At 65.8% G+C, this 20,027-nt stretch carries 16 protein-coding genes and 1 pseudogene; 6 read left to right on the top strand and 11 right to left on the bottom strand.

The annotated features are described in order from the left end of the window. Positions 1-263 precede the first annotated feature (263 nt). The 5 genes from ACFLEY_RS35280 to ACFLEY_RS35260 form a co-directional block, all read right to left on the bottom strand. Positions 264-1,010, bottom strand: a complete 747-nt coding sequence (locus ACFLEY_RS35280) for an HAD family hydrolase (RefSeq protein WP_082756074.1) — start codon at positions 1,008-1,010, stop codon at positions 264-266. Then, positions 1,001-1,888 (bottom strand): oxygen-dependent coproporphyrinogen oxidase, encoded by an 888-nt coding sequence (gene hemF, locus ACFLEY_RS35275; protein WP_060910837.1) that lies wholly within the window; start codon positions 1,886-1,888, stop codon positions 1,001-1,003. The genes ACFLEY_RS35280 and hemF overlap by 10 nt, the downstream gene beginning before the upstream one ends. A gap of 117 nt (positions 1,889-2,005) precedes the next feature. Continuing rightward, positions 2,006-2,371, bottom strand: a complete 366-nt coding sequence (locus tag ACFLEY_RS35270) for a 6-carboxytetrahydropterin synthase (RefSeq protein WP_060912954.1) — start codon at positions 2,369-2,371, stop codon at positions 2,006-2,008. A 17-nt stretch (positions 2,372-2,388) separates the two neighbouring features. After that, the gene (gene queE, locus ACFLEY_RS35265) at positions 2,389-3,021 is read right to left on the bottom strand and encodes a 7-carboxy-7-deazaguanine synthase (protein WP_011085270.1); all 633 of its coding nucleotides are present in this window, start codon (positions 3,019-3,021) and stop codon (positions 2,389-2,391) included. 18 nt (positions 3,022-3,039) lie between these two features. Continuing rightward, the gene (locus ACFLEY_RS35260) at positions 3,040-3,498 is read right to left on the bottom strand and encodes a tRNA (cytidine(34)-2'-O)-methyltransferase (protein ID WP_011085271.1); all 459 of its coding nucleotides are present in this window, start codon (positions 3,496-3,498) and stop codon (positions 3,040-3,042) included. Between the two features lie 279 nt (positions 3,499-3,777). Here ACFLEY_RS35260 and petA point away from each other — a divergent pair, with 279 nt between their 5' ends. The 6 genes from petA (at position 3,778) to ACFLEY_RS35230 (ending at position 11,617) form a co-directional block, all read left to right on the top strand. Further along, positions 3,778-4,308 (top strand): ubiquinol-cytochrome c reductase iron-sulfur subunit, encoded by a 531-nt coding sequence (gene petA / locus ACFLEY_RS35255; RefSeq protein WP_011085272.1) that lies wholly within the window; start codon positions 3,778-3,780, stop codon positions 4,306-4,308. Positions 4,309-4,370: 62 nt separating this feature from the next. After that, positions 4,371-6,434, top strand: coding sequence for a cytochrome b/c1 (gene fbcH / locus ACFLEY_RS35250; RefSeq protein WP_011085273.1), 2,064 nt, complete (start codon positions 4,371-4,373; stop codon positions 6,432-6,434). A 221-nt stretch (positions 6,435-6,655) separates the two neighbouring features. Further along, a complete protein-coding gene (locus ACFLEY_RS35245; RefSeq protein ID WP_060912955.1) occupies positions 6,656-7,330 on the top strand; it encodes a dienelactone hydrolase family protein in 675 nt (224 codons plus the stop codon). Between the two features lie 120 nt (positions 7,331-7,450). Beyond that, the gene (locus tag ACFLEY_RS35240; RefSeq protein WP_249163244.1) at positions 7,451-8,653 is read left to right on the top strand and encodes a DUF4375 domain-containing protein; all 1,203 of its coding nucleotides are present in this window, start codon (positions 7,451-7,453) and stop codon (positions 8,651-8,653) included. A gap of 249 nt (positions 8,654-8,902) precedes the next feature. After that, the gene (locus ACFLEY_RS35235; RefSeq protein WP_211433974.1) at positions 8,903-11,068 is read left to right on the top strand and encodes an anthranilate synthase component I; all 2,166 of its coding nucleotides are present in this window, start codon (positions 8,903-8,905) and stop codon (positions 11,066-11,068) included. 9 nt (positions 11,069-11,077) lie between these two features. Continuing rightward, positions 11,078-11,617, top strand: coding sequence for an adenine phosphoribosyltransferase (locus ACFLEY_RS35230; protein WP_011085277.1), 540 nt, complete (start codon positions 11,078-11,080; stop codon positions 11,615-11,617). 114 nt (positions 11,618-11,731) lie between these two features. On the opposite strand, the gene ACFLEY_RS35225 is transcribed toward ACFLEY_RS35230, so the two are convergent. The 6 genes and pseudogenes from ACFLEY_RS35225 to smc form a co-directional block, all read right to left on the bottom strand. Then, on the bottom strand, positions 11,732-12,400 hold the full coding sequence (locus ACFLEY_RS35225; protein ID WP_060910840.1) for a hypothetical protein: 669 nt from the start codon (positions 12,398-12,400) through the stop codon (positions 11,732-11,734). A gap of 62 nt (positions 12,401-12,462) precedes the next feature. Then, complete coding sequence (locus ACFLEY_RS35220; protein ID WP_011085279.1) at positions 12,463-13,215, bottom strand: hypothetical protein; 753 nt, start codon at positions 13,213-13,215, stop codon at positions 12,463-12,465. Between the two features lie 185 nt (positions 13,216-13,400). Beyond that, a pseudogene (locus ACFLEY_RS35215) lies at positions 13,401-14,611 on the bottom strand (M48 family metallopeptidase). A gap of 145 nt (positions 14,612-14,756) precedes the next feature. After that, positions 14,757-15,317 (bottom strand): LemA family protein, encoded by a 561-nt coding sequence (locus ACFLEY_RS35210; protein ID WP_011085281.1) that lies wholly within the window; start codon positions 15,315-15,317, stop codon positions 14,757-14,759. A gap of 138 nt (positions 15,318-15,455) precedes the next feature. After that, a complete protein-coding gene (locus ACFLEY_RS35205) occupies positions 15,456-16,433 on the bottom strand; it encodes a small ribosomal subunit Rsm22 family protein (RefSeq protein WP_060910842.1) in 978 nt (325 codons plus the stop codon). A gap of 113 nt (positions 16,434-16,546) precedes the next feature. Further along, positions 16,547-20,011: a chromosome segregation protein SMC gene (gene smc / locus ACFLEY_RS35200; RefSeq protein WP_060910843.1), complete on the bottom strand. Its 3,465-nt coding sequence runs from the start codon at positions 20,009-20,011 to the stop codon at positions 16,547-16,549. Positions 20,012-20,027: the final 16 nt, after the last annotated feature.

Genomic DNA, 20,027 nt, shown 5'->3' with positions numbered 1-20,027 from the left:
CTGCGGCAGCGCGCATCCGCTGCCAAGGCTGCTGAAACGCCGACGACGGAGCTTCAGGCCGGGAGCGGGACCATGACGGAGGCAAGGGCGCCTGCGCGATGGGTTGCGCAGGGGCTTGTCTGTCCCATGCGCCGCGATGAGGCATCATGCGCCTGTTTCGCCCGACGGGTCAAACGGTTTCGTAAAATCCGTAAGCCGTTGATTTTGCTGCAGCCGGCTACTGTGCATGGGGTTGTTTTTCGAGTTTTTGTTTCGCGCCCTGGTTACGACCGGTCCGGCACCAGCTCGGTCAGCGAGCGGATGATGCGATCGGGCTTCACGGCCGAGCCTTCGGGCAGGCCGTCGCCATGCACGTCGATCCAGATCGAATAGATGCCGAGGCGCTGCGGCGTCACGACTTCCCATTCGAGGTTGTCGCCGATCATCCAGGTGTCCTCAGCGGTGACGCCAAGCGCGTCCGTCGCGTGCAGATAGGCGCGCTCCTCCGGCTTGCCGAAGCCGTGCTCGCCCTCGATCTGGATGTGGTGGAAGCGGTGCGCGAGCTCGAAGCGCTCGACCTTGGCGCGCTGGGTGTCGGCGGCGCCGTTGGTCACCAGTGCGAGCTTGATGCCGAGCGCCTTCAACTTGTCGATCGCCTCATGCGCGCCGGGGAAGACGAACATCTCCTCCTCGCGATAGGCGGTGAAGCGGTCGGCGAGGCGGACGGCGAGATCATCTGGCAGGGCGCGATGGCCGGCGGCCGCGAGCGCGGCGAAGCCGCCCTTGACCGTGAGGTGCCGGGCCTCGGCGAGCTTCATCCGCCAGGCGGCTTCCGCATTTGCCCAGAAGTTTCGCGCGAAAGCGAGGACTGCGGTCGCGACCTCTCGCGGCGGCAGCGGCGCAAGCTCCTCGGCGAACTCGTTCGCGATCGTGTTCCAGGCGATCTCGGGCCGGCCATAGGCCGACAGGATGGTGTCGTCCATGTCGATCAGCATGGCGCGGGGGAGGGGCCTCACGATGGTCATGGCCATTTCACCTCCGGCGGCAGCGACGACAGGATCGAATCCACATTGCCGCCGGTCTTGAGCCCGAAGATGGTGCCGCGGTCGTAGAGCAGGTTGAACTCGACATAGCGGCCGCGCCGGATCAGTTGCTCCTCGCGGTCGGCAGCGGTCCAGGCGCTCGCGAAATTGCGCCTGACGATATCAGGGTAGATCTTCAGGAAGGCGCGGCCGACGTCCTGGGTGAAGGCGAGGTCGGCGTCCCAGTCGCCGCTGTCGTGCCAGTCATAGAAGATGCCGCCGATGCCGCGCGCCTCTTTCCGGTGCGGCAGGTAGAAATACTCGTCGCACCATTTCTTGTACTTGTCGTAATCGGCAACGCCGTTCGGCTGCGCGCAGGCCTCTTTCATCGCGGCGTGGAAGGCGATGCTGTCGGCGTCGTCCTGCGTGCGCCGGCGATCCAGCACCGGCGTCAGATCGGCGCCGCCGCCGAACCACGCCTTGGTGGTGACGACGAAGCGCGTGTTCATGTGCACGGCGGGCACGTGCGGGTTGCGCAGATGCGCGATCAGCGAGATGCCGGAGGCCCAGAACCGCGGATCGTCCGCCGCGCCCGGAATCTGCGCGCGAAACTCGGGCGCGAACTCGCCGTGCACGGTCGAGCAATGCACGCCGACCTTCTCGAACAACCGGCCCGACATCATCGACATCACGCCGCCGCCGCCGGCCGCACCGCTATGATCGGTGCGCTGCCAGGGCGTCCGCGTGAAGCGGCCAGCCTCGCCCGGATAGAGGCCTTGCGGGGCGTCGTCCTCCAGCCGCTCGAAGCTCGCGCAGATGTCGTCGCGCAAAGCTTCGAACCAGGCGCGGGCGCGCGTCTTGCGGTCTTCGATTGTCGAAACGTCCATATCCAATTCCAAACCGGATCTCGTAGGGTGGGCAAAGGCGCCCTTGCGCCGTGCCCACCATCTATCACCATTTGTCTTGATTGGTGGGCACGCTACGCTTTGCCCACCCTACGAAATCTAACCTTGCGGACCGTAATAGGTGCAGCTCTCGTTGCAACTGTCACGGTGGATGCTGACGCGGGTCAGCTTGCCGATGTGCGCCAGCCGCTCCCAGACGAAGCGCGACAGGTTTTCCAGCGTCGGCTTGCCCAGCGCCTCGATCTTGTTGAGGAACTTGTGGTCCAGCATTAAGCGCACGTCCTCTATGGCGCGCTGGAGGAGGCCGAGATCGACCACCATGCCGGTCGCAGGGTCCGGGGTGCCGCGCACCGTCACCTCGGCGCGGAAGGAGTGGCCGTGGATCTCTTCGCTCGCCGCGCCGAACGTCGTTCCCGACAGTGAATGCGCCGCCTCGAAGCGGAACGATTTCGTCAATTCCCACATCTGTTCGAAAACCAATCCTATCTGATGCCGAGCGATTTGTGCGTCTGCACGCTGAGCCGCCATTGCGGATGGCGCAGGCAGTAGTCGATCGCGCGCGCGGTGTTCTCGGCAACCTCGGGCCCGTCCATCGGCTGCAGCGAGAAACGCTCGAAGGCGAGGCCCTCGAAGGTTTCCGGCGCGGCGAGGGCCTGCGGATAGACCAGCTTCAACTCGTGGCCGCGGCGCAGCACCAGCTCGCTGCCGCCCTTGGGGCTGACGCAGATCCAGTCGAGGCCATCCGGTGCGGCAATCGTGCCGTTGGTCTCGACGCCGATCTCGAAGCCTCGCGCATGCAGCGCATCGATCAGCGCGTCGTCGACCTGGAGCAGCGGCTCGCCGCCGGTGAGCACCACGTAGCGGTTGTCGTTGGAGGCGGTCCATTGCGCCGCGATGGTGTCGGCGAGCTCCACGGCCGACGCGTAGCGGCCGCCGAGCGTGCCGTCGGTGCCGACGAAATCGGTGTCGCAGAACTTGCAGGTCGCGTCCTGACGGTCGGCCTCGCGCCCGCTCCACAAATTGCAGCCGGCAAAGCGGCAGAACACGGACGCGCGCCCGGCATGGGCGCCTTCGCCTTGCAGGGTCAGGAAGATTTCCTTGACCGCGTAACTCAATGGTCTCTCCTCAACATATCAACCTTGCGGGTTCCGGATCTGCCGCAGCGCCTCGCCTGCGGCCATCGCCGCGGTCATGGCGACATTGAGCGACCGCAGTCCCGGGGCGATCGGGATCACCAGCCGCGCATCCGCGGCCTCGACCACCGCGTCGGTGACGCCGGCGCTCTCGCGCCCGAATAGCAGGATGTCCGACGTCTGGTAACGGAAATCGCGGTAGTCGGTGGCAGCCTTCGTGGTGAACAGCAGCAGCCGGCAGCCCTGTGCCGCGCGCCACTCCTCGAATTGCGGCCAGGAGACATGGCGGGTGATGCTGACTTGGTCGAGGTAATCCATTCCCGCCCGGCGGAAATGCCGGTCGGAGACCGGGAACCCTGCCGGTTCGATGATGTGGGCAGCCAGCCCCAGGCAGGCGCAGAGCCTGAGAATCGTGCCGGTGTTCTGGGGGATGTCGGGCTGGAAGAGCGCTATCTGCATGGGCGGCGTCCGGTTGGTTGTGGGCCGGAAATGTCTCAATAAAACATCGCTGGCCGCGGAATTCGTGCATTGCACGCTTCCCCGCCGTTAGCGGGCTTGCGCTCGCCCGGCAAGGGTGCCAATAGAACGATTCTGGACTGCTGTTTTCGCTTGTTTTGGCGGGGACAAGCGAAGTTCTGCCGCCGCGGGGGGGCGCGGGCGCCGGCAGCCAGTTCTGGGGACCTTGGGGGCCCCCGGAGCGGTTCCACCGGTAGCATAAGAAGAGAAAGGGTTGGAATCGTGACGACAGCGTCTTCGGCGGACCATCCGACACGCCGTGATTTCTTATTCGTTGCAACGGGGGCAGCTGCAGCAGTAGGGGGCGCAGCTGCGCTCTGGCCCTTCATCTCCCAAATGAATCCTGATGCCTCGACCATCGCGGCCGGTGCGCCGATCGAGGTCGATCTCAGCCCGATCGCCGAGGGCCAGGACATCAAGGTATTCTGGCGCGGCAAGCCGATCTACATCAGCCACCGCACCAAGAAGCAGATCGACGAGGCGCGCGCCGTCAACGTGGCGAGCCTGCCCGATCCGCAGAGCGACGAGGCCCGGGTCAAGTCGGGCCATGAGCAGTGGCTGGTCGTGATCGGTATCTGCACCCATCTCGGCTGCATCCCGATCGCTCATGAGGGCAACTACGACGGGTTCTTCTGCCCCTGCCATGGTTCGCAGTACGATTCGTCCGGCCGCATCCGTCAGGGGCCCGCGCCCGCGAACCTGCCGGTGCCGCCGTACCAGTTCGTTTCCGACACCAAAATCCAGATCGGCTGAGCTTCGGACCCTCGTCCGAAGCTTCGCGCCGTCTCGTCGTATTATTTCCTCAGGATCGCATCATGAGCGGACCATCCGACTACCAGCCGAGCAATCCGGCCCTGCAATGGATCGAGCGGCGCCTGCCGATCCTCGGCCTCATGCACTCCTCCTTCGTCGCCTACCCCACTCCGCGCAATCTGAACTACTGGTGGACGTTCGGCGCCATCCTCTCCTTCATGCTGGGGATGCAGATCCTGACCGGCGTGATCCTGGCGATGCACTACACGCCGCATGCCGATCTCGCCTTCAAGTCGGTCGAGCTGATCGTCCGCGACGTCAACTACGGCTGGCTGCTGCGCAACATGCATGCCTGTGGCGCGTCGATGTTCTTCTTCGCGGTCTACGTCCACATGCTGCGCGGCCTCTATTACGGTTCCTACAAGGAGCCGCGTGAGGTGCTGTGGATCCTCGGCGTCATCATCTACCTCCTGATGATGGCGACCGGCTTCATGGGCTACGTGCTCCCCTGGGGCCAGATGAGCTTCTGGGGGGCCACCGTCATCACCAACCTGTTCTCCGCCATTCCCTATTTCGGCGAGAGCATCGTGACGCTGCTGTGGGGCGGCTATTCGGTCGGCAATCCGACGCTGAACCGCTTCTTCTCGCTGCATTATCTGCTGCCGTTCCTGATCGCGGGCGTCGTCGTGCTCCACGTCTGGGCGCTGCATGTCGCTGGCCAGAACAATCCTGAGGGCGTCGAGCCGAAATCGGAAAAGGACACGGTGCCGTTCACGCCGCATGCCACCATCAAGGACATGTTCGGTGTCGCCTGCTTCCTGCTGCTCTACGCCTGGTTCATCTTCTACATGCCGAACTATCTCGGCGACGCCGACAACTACATTCCGGCGAACCCGGGCGTGACGCCGCCGCACATCGTGCCGGAATGGTATTACCTGCCGTTCTACGCGATCCTGCGCTCGATCCCGAACAAGCTCGCGGGCGTGATCGGGATGTTCTCGGCGATCATCATCCTGTGCTTCCTGCCCTGGCTCGATGCCGCGAAGACCAGGTCGTCGAAGTACCGTCCGCTGGCCAAGCAGTTCTTCTGGATCTTCGTCGCGGTCTGCATCCTGCTCGGCTATCTCGGTGCGCAGCCGCCGGAAGGCATCTACGTGATCGCCGGCCGGGTCCTGACGGTCTGCTACTTCGCCTATTTCCTGATCGTGCTGCCGCTGCTCTCGCGCATCGAGACGCCGCGGCCGGTGCCGAACTCGATCTCGGAGGCGATTCTCGCCAAGGGCGGCAAGGCGGTGGCCTCCGTCGCCATCGCGCTCGTCGCCGCCGGCGCGCTGTTCCTCGGCAGCTTGCAGGACGCGCGCGCCAACGAAGGCAGCGACAAGCCGCCGGGCAACAAATGGTCGTTCGCCGGTCCTTTCGGCAAGTTCGACCGCGGCGCGCTCCAGCGCGGCCTGAAGGTCTACAAGGAAGTCTGCGCCAGCTGCCACGGTCTGTCCTACATCGCCTTCCGCAACCTCGCGGAAGCCGGCGGCCCCAGCTATTCGGTGGCGCAGGTGGCGGCGTTCGCGTCGGATTACAAGATCAAGGACGGTCCGAACGATGCCGGTGACATGTTCGAGCGCCCGGGCCGGCCGGCCGACTACTTCCCCTCGCCATTTCCGAACGAGCAGGCAGCTCGTGCGGCGAACGGCGGTGCGGCGCCGCCCGACCTGTCGCTGATCACCAAGGCGCGCTCCTACGGCCGCGGCTTCCCCTGGTTCATCTTCGACTTCTTCACCCAGTACCAGGAGCAGGGCCCGGACTACGTCTCGGCGGTGCTCCAGGGTTTTGAGGAGAAGGTGCCGGAGGGTGTGACCATTCCGGAGGGCTCCTACTACAACAAGTACTTCCCGGGCCACGCCATCAAGATGCCGAAGCCGCTCAGCGACGGCCAGGTGACCTATGACGACGGCTCGCCGGCCACGGTCGCGCAATATTCCAAGGACGTCACCACGTTCCTGATGTGGACCGCCGAGCCGCACATGGAAGCGCGCAAGCGCCTGGGCTTCCAGGTGTTCGTGTTCCTGATCATCTTCGCCGGCCTGATGTACTTCACCAAGAAGAAGGTCTGGGCCGACTCGCACTGAGCGGCGCGAGACGAGAATGAAAAGGCCCCCGCAAGGGGGCTTTTTTTGTTGGCTCAATTCTCCGTCATTCCGGGGCGATGCGTAAGCATCGAGCCCGGAATCTCGAGATTCCGGGTTCGCACTTCGTGCGCCCCGGAATGACGGGACTGTGGATTGCGCCGCGCGCCCCCAGCGGCCAAAATGCCGCCAACCGCTCCCTCAGAAACTCACCGGAGGACACCATGGGAACCGCCATCACCTTCAAGCGCCCGGACGGCAAGGACGCATCGGGCTATCTCGCCAATGCCGCGCGCGGCAACGCGCCGGGCGTGGTCGTGATCCAGGAATGGTGGGGGCTGTCGGACCAGATCAAGGGCCTGTGCGACCGCTTTGCGCTGGCCGGCTTCGACGCGCTCGCGCCCGACCTCTACAAGGGCAAGGTGGTGCCGTATCACGACATGGAGAGCGCCAACAAGGAAATGAACTCGCTCGACTTCATGGACGCCACCACGCAGACCGTGCGCGGCGCCACGCAATATCTGTCGCGCAACGGCGCCAAGGTCGGGCTGACAGGCTTCTGCCTCGGCGGCGCCGTCACCATCATCGGCGCGACCAAGATCCCGGAGCTTGCGGCCGGCGTCGTGTTCTACGGCATTCCGCCGGAGCAAGCAACCAAGCCCGCCGACGTCAAGATTCCGCTCCAGGCCCATTTCGCCAACAAGGACGATTGGTGCACGCCGGAGCTGGTCAACGGCTTCGAAAAGGCCATGAAGGCCGCCGGCAAGTCGCTGGAGCTGTTCCGCTATGACGCCGAGCACGCCTTCGTCAACGAGCAGCGCCAGGCCGTGCACGACCGCGAAGCCGCCGAGCTCGCCTGGGGCAGGGCGACGGAGTTCTTCCGGAAGCATCTGGGGTAACGGGGGCGGCCTGCGGCGCGAGCCAACTAACGTCTCTTGCTGGACCACGACTGCAATTGCCTTTTGCAACTATAAGCCGTAGTTGCATGGCGTTTCGCCATGGTGAACGTGGGAGGCGTAATGATCGAAGGAAGCCGGTTAACAACAGTTGTCGTGTCTCTCGATGCGCTGGAGGCGGCTCAAGCACCTGAGAAGGCTGACTACCTGACCGAGGCGGTGGTCTACTACGTCAATGAAATTCAACGCGTCGGCGTCTACAAGGGACGTGAACTGCCGGCTGTGGCCATGCAGGCCTATCACGCCGACTACTATCTCGCTCAGGTCAACAACGGCGGTCACAGTCAGTTTATCGGTAACACGGGCGTTGCGATGCTGCCGACGACATCTGGCGATGCGCTCGCTGGACTGAAGGCTATGGGAGCGGCCGCGCAACACCAGATCCTGCATGAAATGATGGACTGGGTGAAAGCCAATCCCGGCGAGGCTGCACTGCAAAACGGCTTCGGGGAGCGCGCCGCGCCGCTCGATGCGCTTGACCGTCGCTTCTATGAGGCCGAACGACAGCAACCAATGACGCAGCTGGCAGCCCGGTGGATCGCGAGCTGGCCCGAATTGCGCGCCGTAGCCAAGCAGCAATACGCATCCGAAATCCAGCGGCTTGCGCAACTTAATCCGCATCTGTCGCAGCGACGGATCTGGCGAGGCGTTCGCCAGATCCGCTTCCAGATGACTGACCGCTTGCAAATCACGGTCGCCGCCGCATGCGGGGCGGTGGCGCCCGAGCCAGAGCTCAAGCTCATGGTTCTTGCAGGAAGCAGTATGGAGGTGGAAGGGCAGCAATGCATGGCCTTCGGCGTTAAGACAGATAAGGGCGCGCGACTCTGCGTTTATGAGGATGCGGGTGGACAACTTTATGAGTACGGCCCGGGCAGCCAGAGCCCGAAGCCTGCGGAAATGCATGAAATTTTGAAGAGCTTTCCGCCATCACTGGTGGGCGGGCGGCTATCTGTTGTGGGGGCTGACGCGATCCGGAATTTCTCGAGGATCGCCGAGCAAAACCTTGCAGCCGAAGCCATCGACCTGCTGTTGCGGAAGTCGGGTCTGGATCCGACCGCGATGATCACGGCGTTGGACGTGAGCGACGACCGGGCGGCATGGTATGCGGTCACAGGAAAGACCTGCGTTTTGATTGAAACCTTGGGCGACCGTGCCAACGTGATCGGACCTGGCGGCAAGCCCGCGCTCACGGTCACGCGGGCGGAAATCGAACGACATGCCGCGGAGGCGGCTGTGGGGCGCGACAGCCTGGAGATCCAGGCATAAGCCGCAACGCGATCCGCGCCATTTTGGTGATCGAGGCCGCCCGACCGCCCTTGACGCCGTCCCCGCGCCATGGTGAGTATCCGCCCATGAGCACCGCCGTCCGCCCAGCCCGTCTTTGGTGGCGCACCTCCTAAGAGGTGGCCGGTGCGATTTCTTTTCCCAAAATCGTCGAAGGTCGCCCACGCAGTGCGGCGGCCTGATCGTTTGTCCTGTGTGGCGTTCCCTCGGCAAGTTTCGTAAGAGGACGACATGAACAGGACAGTCTTTGCCCTCCCGGCCAGAAGCGATTACGTGACCCGCGGCGGTCTCGCGATCACGCGCGTGGCGGAGCAGTTTACCGGCGGCGCGAGCCGGCTCGACGATCTCGTCAACCTGCTCGACCGCCGCCGCGGCGTGGTGCTGTCGTCGGGCACGACCGTGCCGGGCCGCTACGAGAGTTTTGACCTCGGCTTCTCCGATCCGCCGCTCAAGCTCGAGACCACGGGCGTCAATTTCAAGCTGGAAGCCCTGAACGAGCGCGGCCAGGTCCTGATCGCCTTCCTTGCCGACGTCCTGCGCGAGCCCTGCGTGGTGATCTCGGAGAAGACCGCTTCGCGCCTCGCCGGCCACATCATCCGCGGCGATGCCCCGGTCGAGGAAGACCAACGCACCCGGCGCGCCAGCGTGGTGTCGCTGGTGCGCGACCTCGTCGCCGCCTTCTCCGCCAATGACGACGGGCTGCTCGGCCTGTTCGGCGCCTTCGCCTACGATCTCGTGTTCCAGATCGAGGATCTCGTGCAGAAGCGCGCGCGCGAGAGCGACCAGCGCGACATCGTGCTCTACGTTCCCGATCGCCTGCTGGCCTATGACCGCGCCACCGGCCGCGGCGTCGTGCTCAGCTACGACTTCACGTGGAAGGGCAGATCCACCGAGGGCCTGCCGCGCGAGACCGCCGACAGCCCGTACATGAAGACACCGCGCCAGGGCTTTGCCGATCATGCGCCCGGCGAATACCAGGCCACCGTCGAGACCGCGCGCGCGGCCTTTGCCCGCGGCGATCTGTTCGAGGCCGTGCCGGGCCAGCTGTTCGCCGAGCCCTGCGATCGTTCTCCGGCGGAAGTGTTCCAGCGCCTCTGTGTCATCAACCCGTCGCCCTACGGCGCGCTGATGAATCTCGGCGACGGCGAGTTTCTCGTCTCCGCCTCGCCCGAGATGTTCGTGCGTTCGGACGGCCGCCGCGTCGAGACCTGCCCGATCTCGGGCACCATCGCGCGCGGCACCGATGCGATCGGCGATGCCGAGCAGATCCGCCAGCTCCTGAATTCGGAGAAGGACGAGTTCGAGCTCAACATGTGCACCGACGTCGATCGCAACGACAAGGCGCGCGTCTGCGTCCCCGGCACCATCAAGGTGCTGGCGCGCCGGCAGATCGAGACCTACTCAAAACTGTTCCACACCGTCGACCACGTCGAGGGCATGCTGCGTCCCGGCTTCGACGCGCTCGATGCCTTCCTCACCCACGCCTGGGCCGTCACCGTGACAGGTGCGCCGAAGCTCTGGGCGATGCAGTTCGTCGAGGATCACGAGCGGTCGCCGCGGCGCTGGTATGCGGGTGCGATCGGCGCGGTGAATTTCGACGGCAGCATCAATACCGGCCTCACCATCCGCACCATCCGCATGAAGGATGGTCTGGCCGAGGTGCGCGTCGGCGCCACCTGCCTGTTCGATTCCGATCCCGCTGCCGAGGACCGCGAATGCCAGGTCAAGGCTGCGGCGCTGTTCCAGGCGCTGCGCGGCGATCCGCCAAAACCGCTCTCGACCTTTGCGCCCGATGCGACCGGAAGCGGCAAGCGGGTGCTGCTGATCGACCACGACGACAGCTTCGTGCACATGCTCGCCGACTATTTCCGCCAGGTCGGCGCCAGCGTCACCGTGGTCCGCTATGTGCATGCGCTCGACATGCTCAAGCAGAAGAGGTGGGATTTGCTGGTGCTGTCGCCCGGCCCGGGCAGGCCCGAAGATTTCGGGATCAGGAAGACGATCGATGCGGCGCTGGAGAACAAGCTGCCGGTGTTCGGCGTCTGCCTCGGCGTGCAGGCGATCGGCGAATATTTCGGCGGCGAGCTCGGCCAGCTCACGCATCCCGCCCACGGCCGGCCCTCGCGGGTGCAGGTGCGCGGCGGCCGCCTGATGCGCAATCTGCCGAACGAGATCGTGATCGGCCGCTATCACTCGCTCTATGTCGAGCGCGACAGCATGCCGGAGGTTTTGTCCGTCACCGCCAGCACCGAGGACGGCGTCGCCATGGCGCTGGAGCACAAGACCCTGCCGGTCGCGGGCGTGCAATTCCACCCGGAGTCGCTGATGTCGCTCGGCGGCGAGGTGGGCTTGAGGATTGTCGAGAACGCGTTCCGGCTGGATGCGCGTGTTGATTGAGAGGCACCAATGACCTTTGACCACGACCTGAAGGCGAGCGTTCGCACCATTCCCGACTATCCCAAGCCGGGGATCATGTTCCGCGACATCACGACCCTGCTCGCGGATGCGCGCGCATTCCGCCGCGCCGTGGACGAGCTCGTGAACCCCTGGGCCGGCAACAAGATCGACAAGGTCGCCGGCATGGAGGCGCGGGGCTTCATCATCGGCGGCGCGGTGGCGCACCAGCTCTCCGCCGGCTTCGTGCCGATCCGCAAGAAAGGCAAGCTGCCGCACACCACTGTGCGCATCGCCTATTCGCTGGAATACGGCATCGACGAGATGGAGATGCATGTCGACGCCATCCAGCCCGGCGAGCGTGTCATCCTGGTCGACGACCTCATCGCCACCGGCGGCACCGCGGAAGGCGCGGTGAAGCTGCTGCGCCAGATCGGCGCCAACGTGGTCGCAGCCTGCTTCATCATCGACCTGCCCGAGCTCGGCGGCGCCGCCAAGCTGCGCGCCATGGACGTGCCGGTGCGCACGCTGATGACGTTCGAGGGGCATTGAGCGACGGCGGGCGCAAGATATCGCCCGGGTAAATTCTGGTCGGTGCAGGCCGAGGACGGGCTTCACCTCTCCCCGCTGGGGAGAGGTGAACACCGAGTTCGCCGGCCGAGTGCTCTACGACCGCTGCAGGATCAGGCTGAGCTCGAGCTCGCGAAAGGCGAGGTAGTTGCGCCGGGTCCACTGGTGCAGCTCGGTGGAGGCGTCCTTCTCCTGGCGCAGATAGCCGGTGAAGGAGAAGTTCAGCCGGTCGATATAGGTCTTCAGGAAGCCGGGCAGCGCGGGCAGGCGGAACAGCCGGCCGCCTGCCATTGCGGCCGGCAACTCGCCGCGCACGACGTGCTCATTGTCCACCGTGATCAGGTTCATCCGCGGGATCTGTTCGCGCAGCATCTCATGGGCGCGGGCCGAGACGCGGTCGGTGTCGGCGACGAACAGGATCTGTGGTGCGACATGGCGGCGGGCCGCCTCCTTCAAGAGGCCGATCTCGTCGGCCATCTTGAAGAACTCGTCGAAGGCGTGGAAGCCGAGGTCGATCACCTTGGCAACCCCGTCATCGACGATGACGCGGTCCATCAGCTGCATCTTGCCGTAGGTGTCGATCACGTCGGCCGTCTCGGTGATCTTCGGCAGATAGTCGAGCAGCGACGGCTCCTTCAGGTTGACGTCGAAGGCCGCGACGTTGCCGTTCTTGAGCAGCAGGAACTCGCTCAACAGCCGCGCCAGCAGCGTCTTGCCGACCTGCGGGCGGGGCGAGCAGATGATGTAGACGGGTGTCGCGGGCATCACGAACTATTATCTGAGCGAACTCACCGCCCAATCCAGCCGTATCAGCCCGGGCTCCGCAACTATTTTTCGCTGCTGCGGGCGCCGGGCTTCGAACCGACGATGTCGGTCAGGCGGATGCGGTCGAACTCGCTCCAGACATTGGCCAGCCAGTGCCGGACATAGCCGCGCAGCACGAAGGAGTAGTTGGCGGCCTCGTCGTTGATGCCCTTGTTGGCGACGAATTTCAGGAACGGGACGGAGGAGACCTCGACCTGCTCATAGGCCATTTCGTTGAGCTTGGGGATGGTCAGCTCGGTGGCGTCCTTGATGCGGTGGAAGTAGGAATTATAGGTCGCCTGGTCCCACTGGAAGAACTGGGTGTCGTTGATGAAGTTCTTGACCAGGAAATATTTTGCGCCGGTCATGAAATTCGCGGTCTCGGCGATTTCGTCCAGCGAGGCGATCGAGGGGCCGAGGATGTGGAACACCGCGAAGGTGATCTGCCCGGCCTTGGCGGCGTCGAGGAAACCGATGTCGCGCAGCGAGGCGAGCGCCGGGGAGAGCAGGCCGGCGCGGACGTCGATCACTGTGACCGACGGGCTGGTCGCGTTGAGCGTATCGAAGATCTTCATCTGATCGGCCGTCGTCGTCATGTCGACGATCTCGGTGATGCCAGGATGGAAGCGCTTCAGCGTTCCGCGCGGGGATTCCGTGTCGAAGGCGCGGGTCGGCACGTTGTTGGCGGAAAAATAATCGAGCAGGGTGCGCGATACCGTGGTCTTGCCGACCCCGCCCTTGTCCGCGCCCACCACAACCACTGCCGGCTTTGCCATTGCTGTCCCCTAACGCGCGCCCCCGATCGCGAGGTCGCAATCGGCCGGGCCCCAAATCGATGTCCCGAGTCTGCTGTTGGGCGCGAACATGGCAGAAACAAGGGAGAATTCAATTCCGCAGGCCCCGGTTGCGGCAATTCCCGAGGTTTTTCCAGATTGCCGTGAAACTGGCCATGGGCGCGCGCTTAGTGGCGGCCCCAGGGCCCCATGGGATTCCCGATCGGGTTGCCGGCCGAGGTTCCGGAGGGGCTGGGCGCTGGTACGGGCGGCGGATTGGCCGGGTCGGCTGCGTCGCCCCATGGTCGCTGCGACAGCGGCGGCGGGGCGTCCTGCGGGTCTCCCTGCGCCTCGGGCTGTTCCGTCTCGTCGGTGGGATCCGGTAGCGGACCTGGATCATGGCCGCCAGCGAACTTGACCAGCGCGTCGACCCGGGACTGCACCGACGGGTGGGTCGCGAACAGATCGGCAAAACCCTCGCGCGGTCGACGCAGAGCTCCATCACCGCCGAGGTCGCGCCCGGCAGCTCGCCGCGGTTCTCGATCTTGCGCAGCGCCGAGATCATGGCATCAGGGTCTTTCGTCAGCTCGACGGAGCCGGCGTCGGCGAGATATTCGCGCGAGCGCGACAGCGCCAGCTTCACCACCTGCGACATCAGCCAGGCCACCACGATCAGCACGACCGCGATGATGATGACGATCACGGCGCCGCCCCCCGAGTTCTTGCTGTCGCTCGACGACGAGGACGACCGCGACGACGACGAACCCGAGGACCATGAGCCGCCGGAGTTCCAGCTCAAATTCGTGAACAAGCGGAAGAACAACTCGCCGAAGAAGCCGACCACGCCGGCGATGATGACGGCGACCACCATGAGCTGCACGTCGCCGTTCTTGATGTGGGTCAGCTCGTGGCCCAGTACCGCCTCGATCTCCTTGTCGTTCAGGGCGTTGAGGAGGCCGGTGGTGACGGTGATCGAATATTGCCGCGGGTTGAGGCCGGTCGCGAACGCGTTCAGCGCCGGGCTTTCCATGATCTTCAGCTTCGGCATGGTGATGCCGCGCGAGATGCAGAGGTTTTCGAGCAGATTGTAGAGCCGCGGCTCCTCCTTCCGGGTGACGTCGTGTCCGCCGGTCACGGCATCGATCATCGACTGGTGGAAGAAATAGGCGATCACGACCCAGACCGCCGTCACGACCGTCGCAACCGGCGCGGCGACTTTCAGGTCTAGGAAGGCGTGGCTCAGGTAGAAGGCGACGGTCTCATTGCCGTTGATGACGACTTCGGCGACCAGCGCGCCGGCATAGACCAGCACATAGACCAGCGCGAACAGGCCGGCGAGCAGCAGCATCGAACGAAACTTGTTCGAGGCGATGTGCGTGTAGAGACCATACGCGGCCATGGCTGCTTCCGTTAGCTCCCGTCATTCCGGGGCAGGCCGCAGGCCTGAACCCGGAATCCAGAGCTTAGTGTCTCAGGCGAGGTTCCGGGTTCGCGTCTTCGACGCGCCCCGGAACGACAAAGATGAGAAACCGGTCACGCGACAATCAGAACTTCACCTGCGGCGCGGCCTCGACCTCGGTGCGGCTGGCGCCGAGATCGAAGAAGTCCTTCTTGGTGAAGCCGAACATGCCGGCGAACAACGCTGCGGGCATCTGCTGGATGCCGGTGTTGTATTCCTGGACCGCGCTGTTGAAGAAGCGGCGGCTCGCCGCGATCTTGTTCTCGAGGTCGGAGAGCTCGCTGGCGAGCTGCTGGAAGTTGGCGTTGGCCTTGAGGTCGGGATAGGCCTCCGACAGCGCGATCAGCCGGCCGAGCGCGCCGGAGAGCTGGTTCTCGGCGGCGGACACCTGCGCCGGGCCTTGCGCCGACATCGCCGAATTGCGCGCCTTGATGACGTCGTCGAGCGTGCCGCGCTCATGCGAGGCGTAGCCCTTCACCGTCTCGACCAGGTTCGGGACCAGGTCGTGGCGCTGCTTGAGCTGCACGTCGATATCGGCAAAGGCCTGGCCCACGCGCTGGCCCAGCGCCACTAGGCGGTTGTAGGCGCTGAAGGCCAAGAACACGAGGACGACGATGACGCCGAGAACGATCCAGCCGGTCGACATGGAGAACTCCTGAAGGGGATTTAAGGCGGGCGCAGCCTAGACCAAAATGGCGCACGGCGAGAGCCCCGGCGCAGAGGGGAGGTAAGACTTGGTCGGATCAGGAACCATCCGAGTTCAAGGCAAAACCGCCGATCGAGGTTAACTTTCGGCAATGACGGCGTCGCCCCAGCGCCAGCGTCGGGCGCTTGTGTAGGCGGTCTTGTCGCGGCGGGGGATCTTGGCGAGTTCAACGCTTTGCTCGGTGCAAAGCTTTGCCGTTATCTCGGCCTTGCCGACATCCGGCGGCGCCAGCACGCGCGCGGCGCGGCTCGCGGGCGGCGTGCGGGTCAGGGCGACGTAGATGAAGCGCTCGTCCTCGAACGGCACGTCGGCGCCCTTGATCTGGCGGTGGGCCTGGGAGCGCGGCAGGCGTTGGGAGAAATGGCACCAGTCGGGCGCAATCAGCGGGCAGGGCCTTTCGTGCGGGCAGGGCGCGGCGACGTAAGCGCCGGCTGCGATCACCTGCTGGCGCAGCGCGAGGATGCGCGCGTAGCCGGCCGGCGTGCCGGGCTCGATCACGACCAGCGCATGGCGCGCTTTCGCCCACATCGTTTCCGCGAGTTTGCGTTGATCGGCCTCACCGAGCTCGCCGATGATGTAGCTTGCGACGACGAGATCGGCTGGCGAGACCTCGGCAAGGTTGCCGCCGGCATCGCCGGGCAAATAGCGGCAGCCCGCCAGACGCGTGCTGTCATGCGCGAGCTCGAGGGCAAGCCGGCTCAGGGTGGCGTTGGCGTCGAGCAGGGTGAAGTCCTGCAGCGAGGGAAACGCCTCTGCGGCGGCCCAGCTTGCGGTGCCTGGACCTGCGCCGACGTCGAGCAGCGTCTCCGGGGCGAAGTCCGGCGCGATCTCGGTCAGCGCATTCAGGCTCGCCGCCACCGCCGCGTAGGTGGCCGGCATGCGCGCGAGCGCGTAGGCGAGCGCATCGGCCTCCGACTTGATCGTGCCGGAGCCGCCGCCGGCGCGATAGGTGTTCGAGATTTTCTGGGATCGCTGCGCGGCGTCGCTGCGGGAAAAGCCCTGGAGCTTGCCGTCGAGGGCGGCCTTTAGCTCAGCGGGAAGCGTGGGCGAGACCATTTTCATTCGCCGTCATTCCGGGGCGCGCGTAGCGCGAACCCGGAATCTAGATATGGTGGCGTCAGATTCCGAGTTCGATGCTGCGCAGCGCCCCGGAATGACGGCCAAAAACGTCACGCCACGTTCTGGTCGAGAATGTCCACCGCCTCTGAGAGGCTCACCGACACGAGTTGCGAGACGCCGCGCTCGGCCATGGTGACGCCGAACAGGCGGTTCATCCGCGCCATCGTGATCGGGTTGTGCGTGATGATGATGAAGCGCGTGTCGGTCGAGCCGGTCATCTCGTGCAGCAGGTTGCAGTACCGTTCGACGTTGTGGTCGTCGAGCGGTGCGTCGACTTCGTCCAGCACGCAGATCGGCGAAGGATTGGTGAGGAACACGGCGAAGATCAGCGCCATCGCGGTCAGTGCCTGCTCGCCGCCCGAGAGCAGCGACAGTGTCTGCGGCTTCTTGCCCGGGGGCTTGGCGATGATTTCGAGGCCGGCCTCCAGCGGGTCGTCGCTCTCGATCAGGTGCAGTGCGGCCTCGCCGCCGCCGAACAGCTCGACGAACAGGCGCTTGAAGTGGTTGTTGACGACCTCGAACGAGGTCAGGAGGCGCTCGCGCGCTTCCTTGTTGAGGCTCTGGATGCCCTGGCGCAGCCGCTTGATGGCTTCGACGAGGTCGTCGCGCTCGGTGACGAGGCCGGTGTGCTGGGTCTCGACCTCGCGCAGCTCTTCCTCGGCGCGCAGGTTGACTGCGCCGAGGCGCTCGCGGTCGCGGCGCATCTTTTCGAGGTCTTCCTCGATGTCGTGCAGCGGCGGCAGCTCCGCGCCGGGCTCGATCTCGGCAAGGCCGGCGACGGCCTGCGGCTCGACCTCCAGCATGTCGCGGATCTCGCGCTCGATGTCCTCGAGCCGGCGCCGCGCGCCTTCCATGCGCTCCTCGGCGCGGGCGGTGGCCTCGCGGGAGCTGGAGAGCGCCTCGAGCGTCAGCTTCGCGACGCGGTCGGTCTCCGCCATCGCGCTTTCCGCGGTGGCGAGCGCGTCGGCGGCCATGCGGCGGTCGTTTTCCGCGTATTCGATCTCGGTGATCAGCGCGCTGCGCTTCTCTGCGAACACGGCGGGGGCGTTTTCGAACTCGCTGCGCTCGATCGTGAGTTCGGCGATGCGGGCCTGGATGGTGTCGATGTGGGAGGCCGCGCTCTCCTTGCGGTTCTGCCACTCGGTGCGCTCGGCGAGGATTGCCTGCACGCGGCGGTCGGCCAGCTCGGCCTCGCGCGCCAGCGCCTGCGCCTCGGCGCGGACCTGGGCGGCCATGCGGCGATGGGCTTCGATGTCGCTGCGGACGGCGGCGAGACGGGTCTCGGTGTCTTCGCTCGACGGCAGCTCGCTGATGCCGGCCTCGGCGTATTCGTAGGCGGCTTCGGCCTCGGCGCGGTCGGCGGCGAGACGGCTGTGCGCTTCCGACAGCGTCGCCTTGCGCGCGGCGTGGCGGCTGATCTCGCGCTCGGCCGTGGCATGGCGCTCGCGCGCGACGTTCAGCTCGCGCTGCGCGGCGCGCCAGGCTTCGCGGCTCGCGCCTTCGGTGCTGGCCGCCATCTGCAGTTCGGACTCGGCATTCTCCAGCGCCTGGCGCTTGATCTGCGCGTCGATGCGGGCCTGCTCCAGCTCGTTCTCGATGTCGACGAGGCGGGCGCGCTCGGCAAGGCGGCGTGCGGCGCCGGTCGGGGCATGGGCCGCCGCGACGAAGCCGTCCCAGCGCCAGACGTCGCCCTCGGGCGAGACCAGCCGCTGGCCGGTCTTGAGCTGCGAGACCAGCTCGGCGCCGCGCTCGCGCGGCACCACGCCGATCTGCGCCAGGCGGCGGGCCAGCTCGGCCGGGGCCTGCACATGGTTCGCGAGCGGCACGACGCCTTCGGGCAGCTCCGGATCGCCGTCGGTCTCGCCGACATTGGTCCAGCGCATCGGCGCCGACGGGTCGATCGGCGCATCGAGATCGTCGCCGAGCGCGGCGCCGATGGCCTTTTCAAACCCCTTGTCGACGGTGATGCCGTCGATGATCGGCGGCCACAGGTTCTTGGTTTCGCCGTTGACGATCTTGGAGATCGTGCGCGCCTCGGTCTCGAGCCGCTGCACGCGCTTGTCGGCTTCGTTCAGCGGCGAGCGCGAGGATTCCAGCGTCTGGCGCGCGGCGACGTGCGCGGCTTCGCTCGCCTGCGCCGCGGCCTCCGAGGCCGCCAGCGTCTGCTCGGCGGTCTCGACCGTCGCGGTCAGCTCGTCGAGGTCGCCGAAGCCGCCCGTTTCATCGGCAAGCTTCTGCTCCTCGGCGGTGACGTTCGCGATCTCCTGGTCGAGCCGGGCAAGCTTGTCGCGGTGGGTGCGGACATTGGCTTCGAGCTGGTTGCGCTTGGCGGTGAGGTCGGCGAGCGCCGTGGTGAGCTCGGCGAACTGCTGCTCAGTTTTGGTCAGCACCGCCTCGGCTTCGCCGACGCGCTCGTCGACGCCGGAGCGCTTCTCGACGCGCGACTTGATCTCTTCCTTCAGCTCGGCGTCTTCGCTGTCGAGGCGCTGGAGCGCGACGTCGGCGTCCATGGTTTGTTGCTGAGCACGGGAAATGTCGCCTTCGAACTGGGCGAGGCGGCGTTCGAGCTCGGCGACGCGCTCCTTGGCGCGCTCTTCCTCGCGGTCGAGCAGTTCGCGGGCATTGGTCAGGCGCTGGAGCCCGGCCGCGGCGCGCGCCTCGGCATCGCGCAGCGCCGGCATCTCGGCGGCGCGGATCGCCTGGATGCGGGCGGCTTCGGCCTGGTGCTGGGTGCGCTCGGCCATCTCGCGCACGGCGAGATCGTGGGTCTGGCCGGATTCGTTGACGTCGGCATGGGCGCCGATCCAGCGCAGATGGAACAGGGTGGCTTCGGCCTTGCGGACCTTGGCGGCGACCTCGCGATAGCGCACGGCCTGGCGGGCCTGCTTCTTCAGGCCTTCCATCTGGCCGGAGAGCTGGCCGATCACGTCCTCGACGCGGGTGAGGTTGGTTTCGGCGGCTTTCAGCCGGAGCTCGGCTTCGTGGCGGCGGGCATGGAGACCTGCGACACCGGCGGCGTCTTCCAGCACGCGGCGGCGCTGCTCCGGCTTGGCCTGGATGATCTCGCCGATCTTGCCCTGGTGGACGAGGGCGGGCGAGCGCGCGCCGGTGGCGGCGTCGGCGAACAGGATCTGCACGTCGCGGGCGCGCACGTCGCGGCCGTTGATGCGATAGACCGAGCCGGCCTCGCGCTCGATGCGGCGGGAGATCTCCAGAAGCTGGCTGTCGTTCATCGCCGCCGGCGCGGTGCGATCGGCGTTGTCGATCGTCATCGTCACTTCGGCGTGGTTGCGCGCCGGACGGTTGCCGGATCCGGCGAAGATCACCGCGTCCATGTCGGCGGCGCGCAGCGATTTGTACGAGGTCTCACCCATCGCCCAGCGCAGCGCTTCGACGAGATTCGACTTGCCGCAACCGTTGGGTCCGACCACGCCGGTCAGGCCGGGCTCGATGACGAAGTCCGTGGGCTCAACGAAGGACTTGAAGCCGTGAAGGCGCAGGCGGGTGATTTTCATAAGCACGCATCTCTGT

Source organism: Bradyrhizobium sp. YCK136 (genome assembly GCF_044570075.1).
In the GTDB taxonomy this organism is placed as follows: domain Bacteria; phylum Pseudomonadota; class Alphaproteobacteria; order Rhizobiales; family Xanthobacteraceae; genus Bradyrhizobium; species Bradyrhizobium diazoefficiens.
Note: the sequence above shows the minus strand (reverse complement) of the source record. Positions and strands in the feature narration are given on the sequence as shown.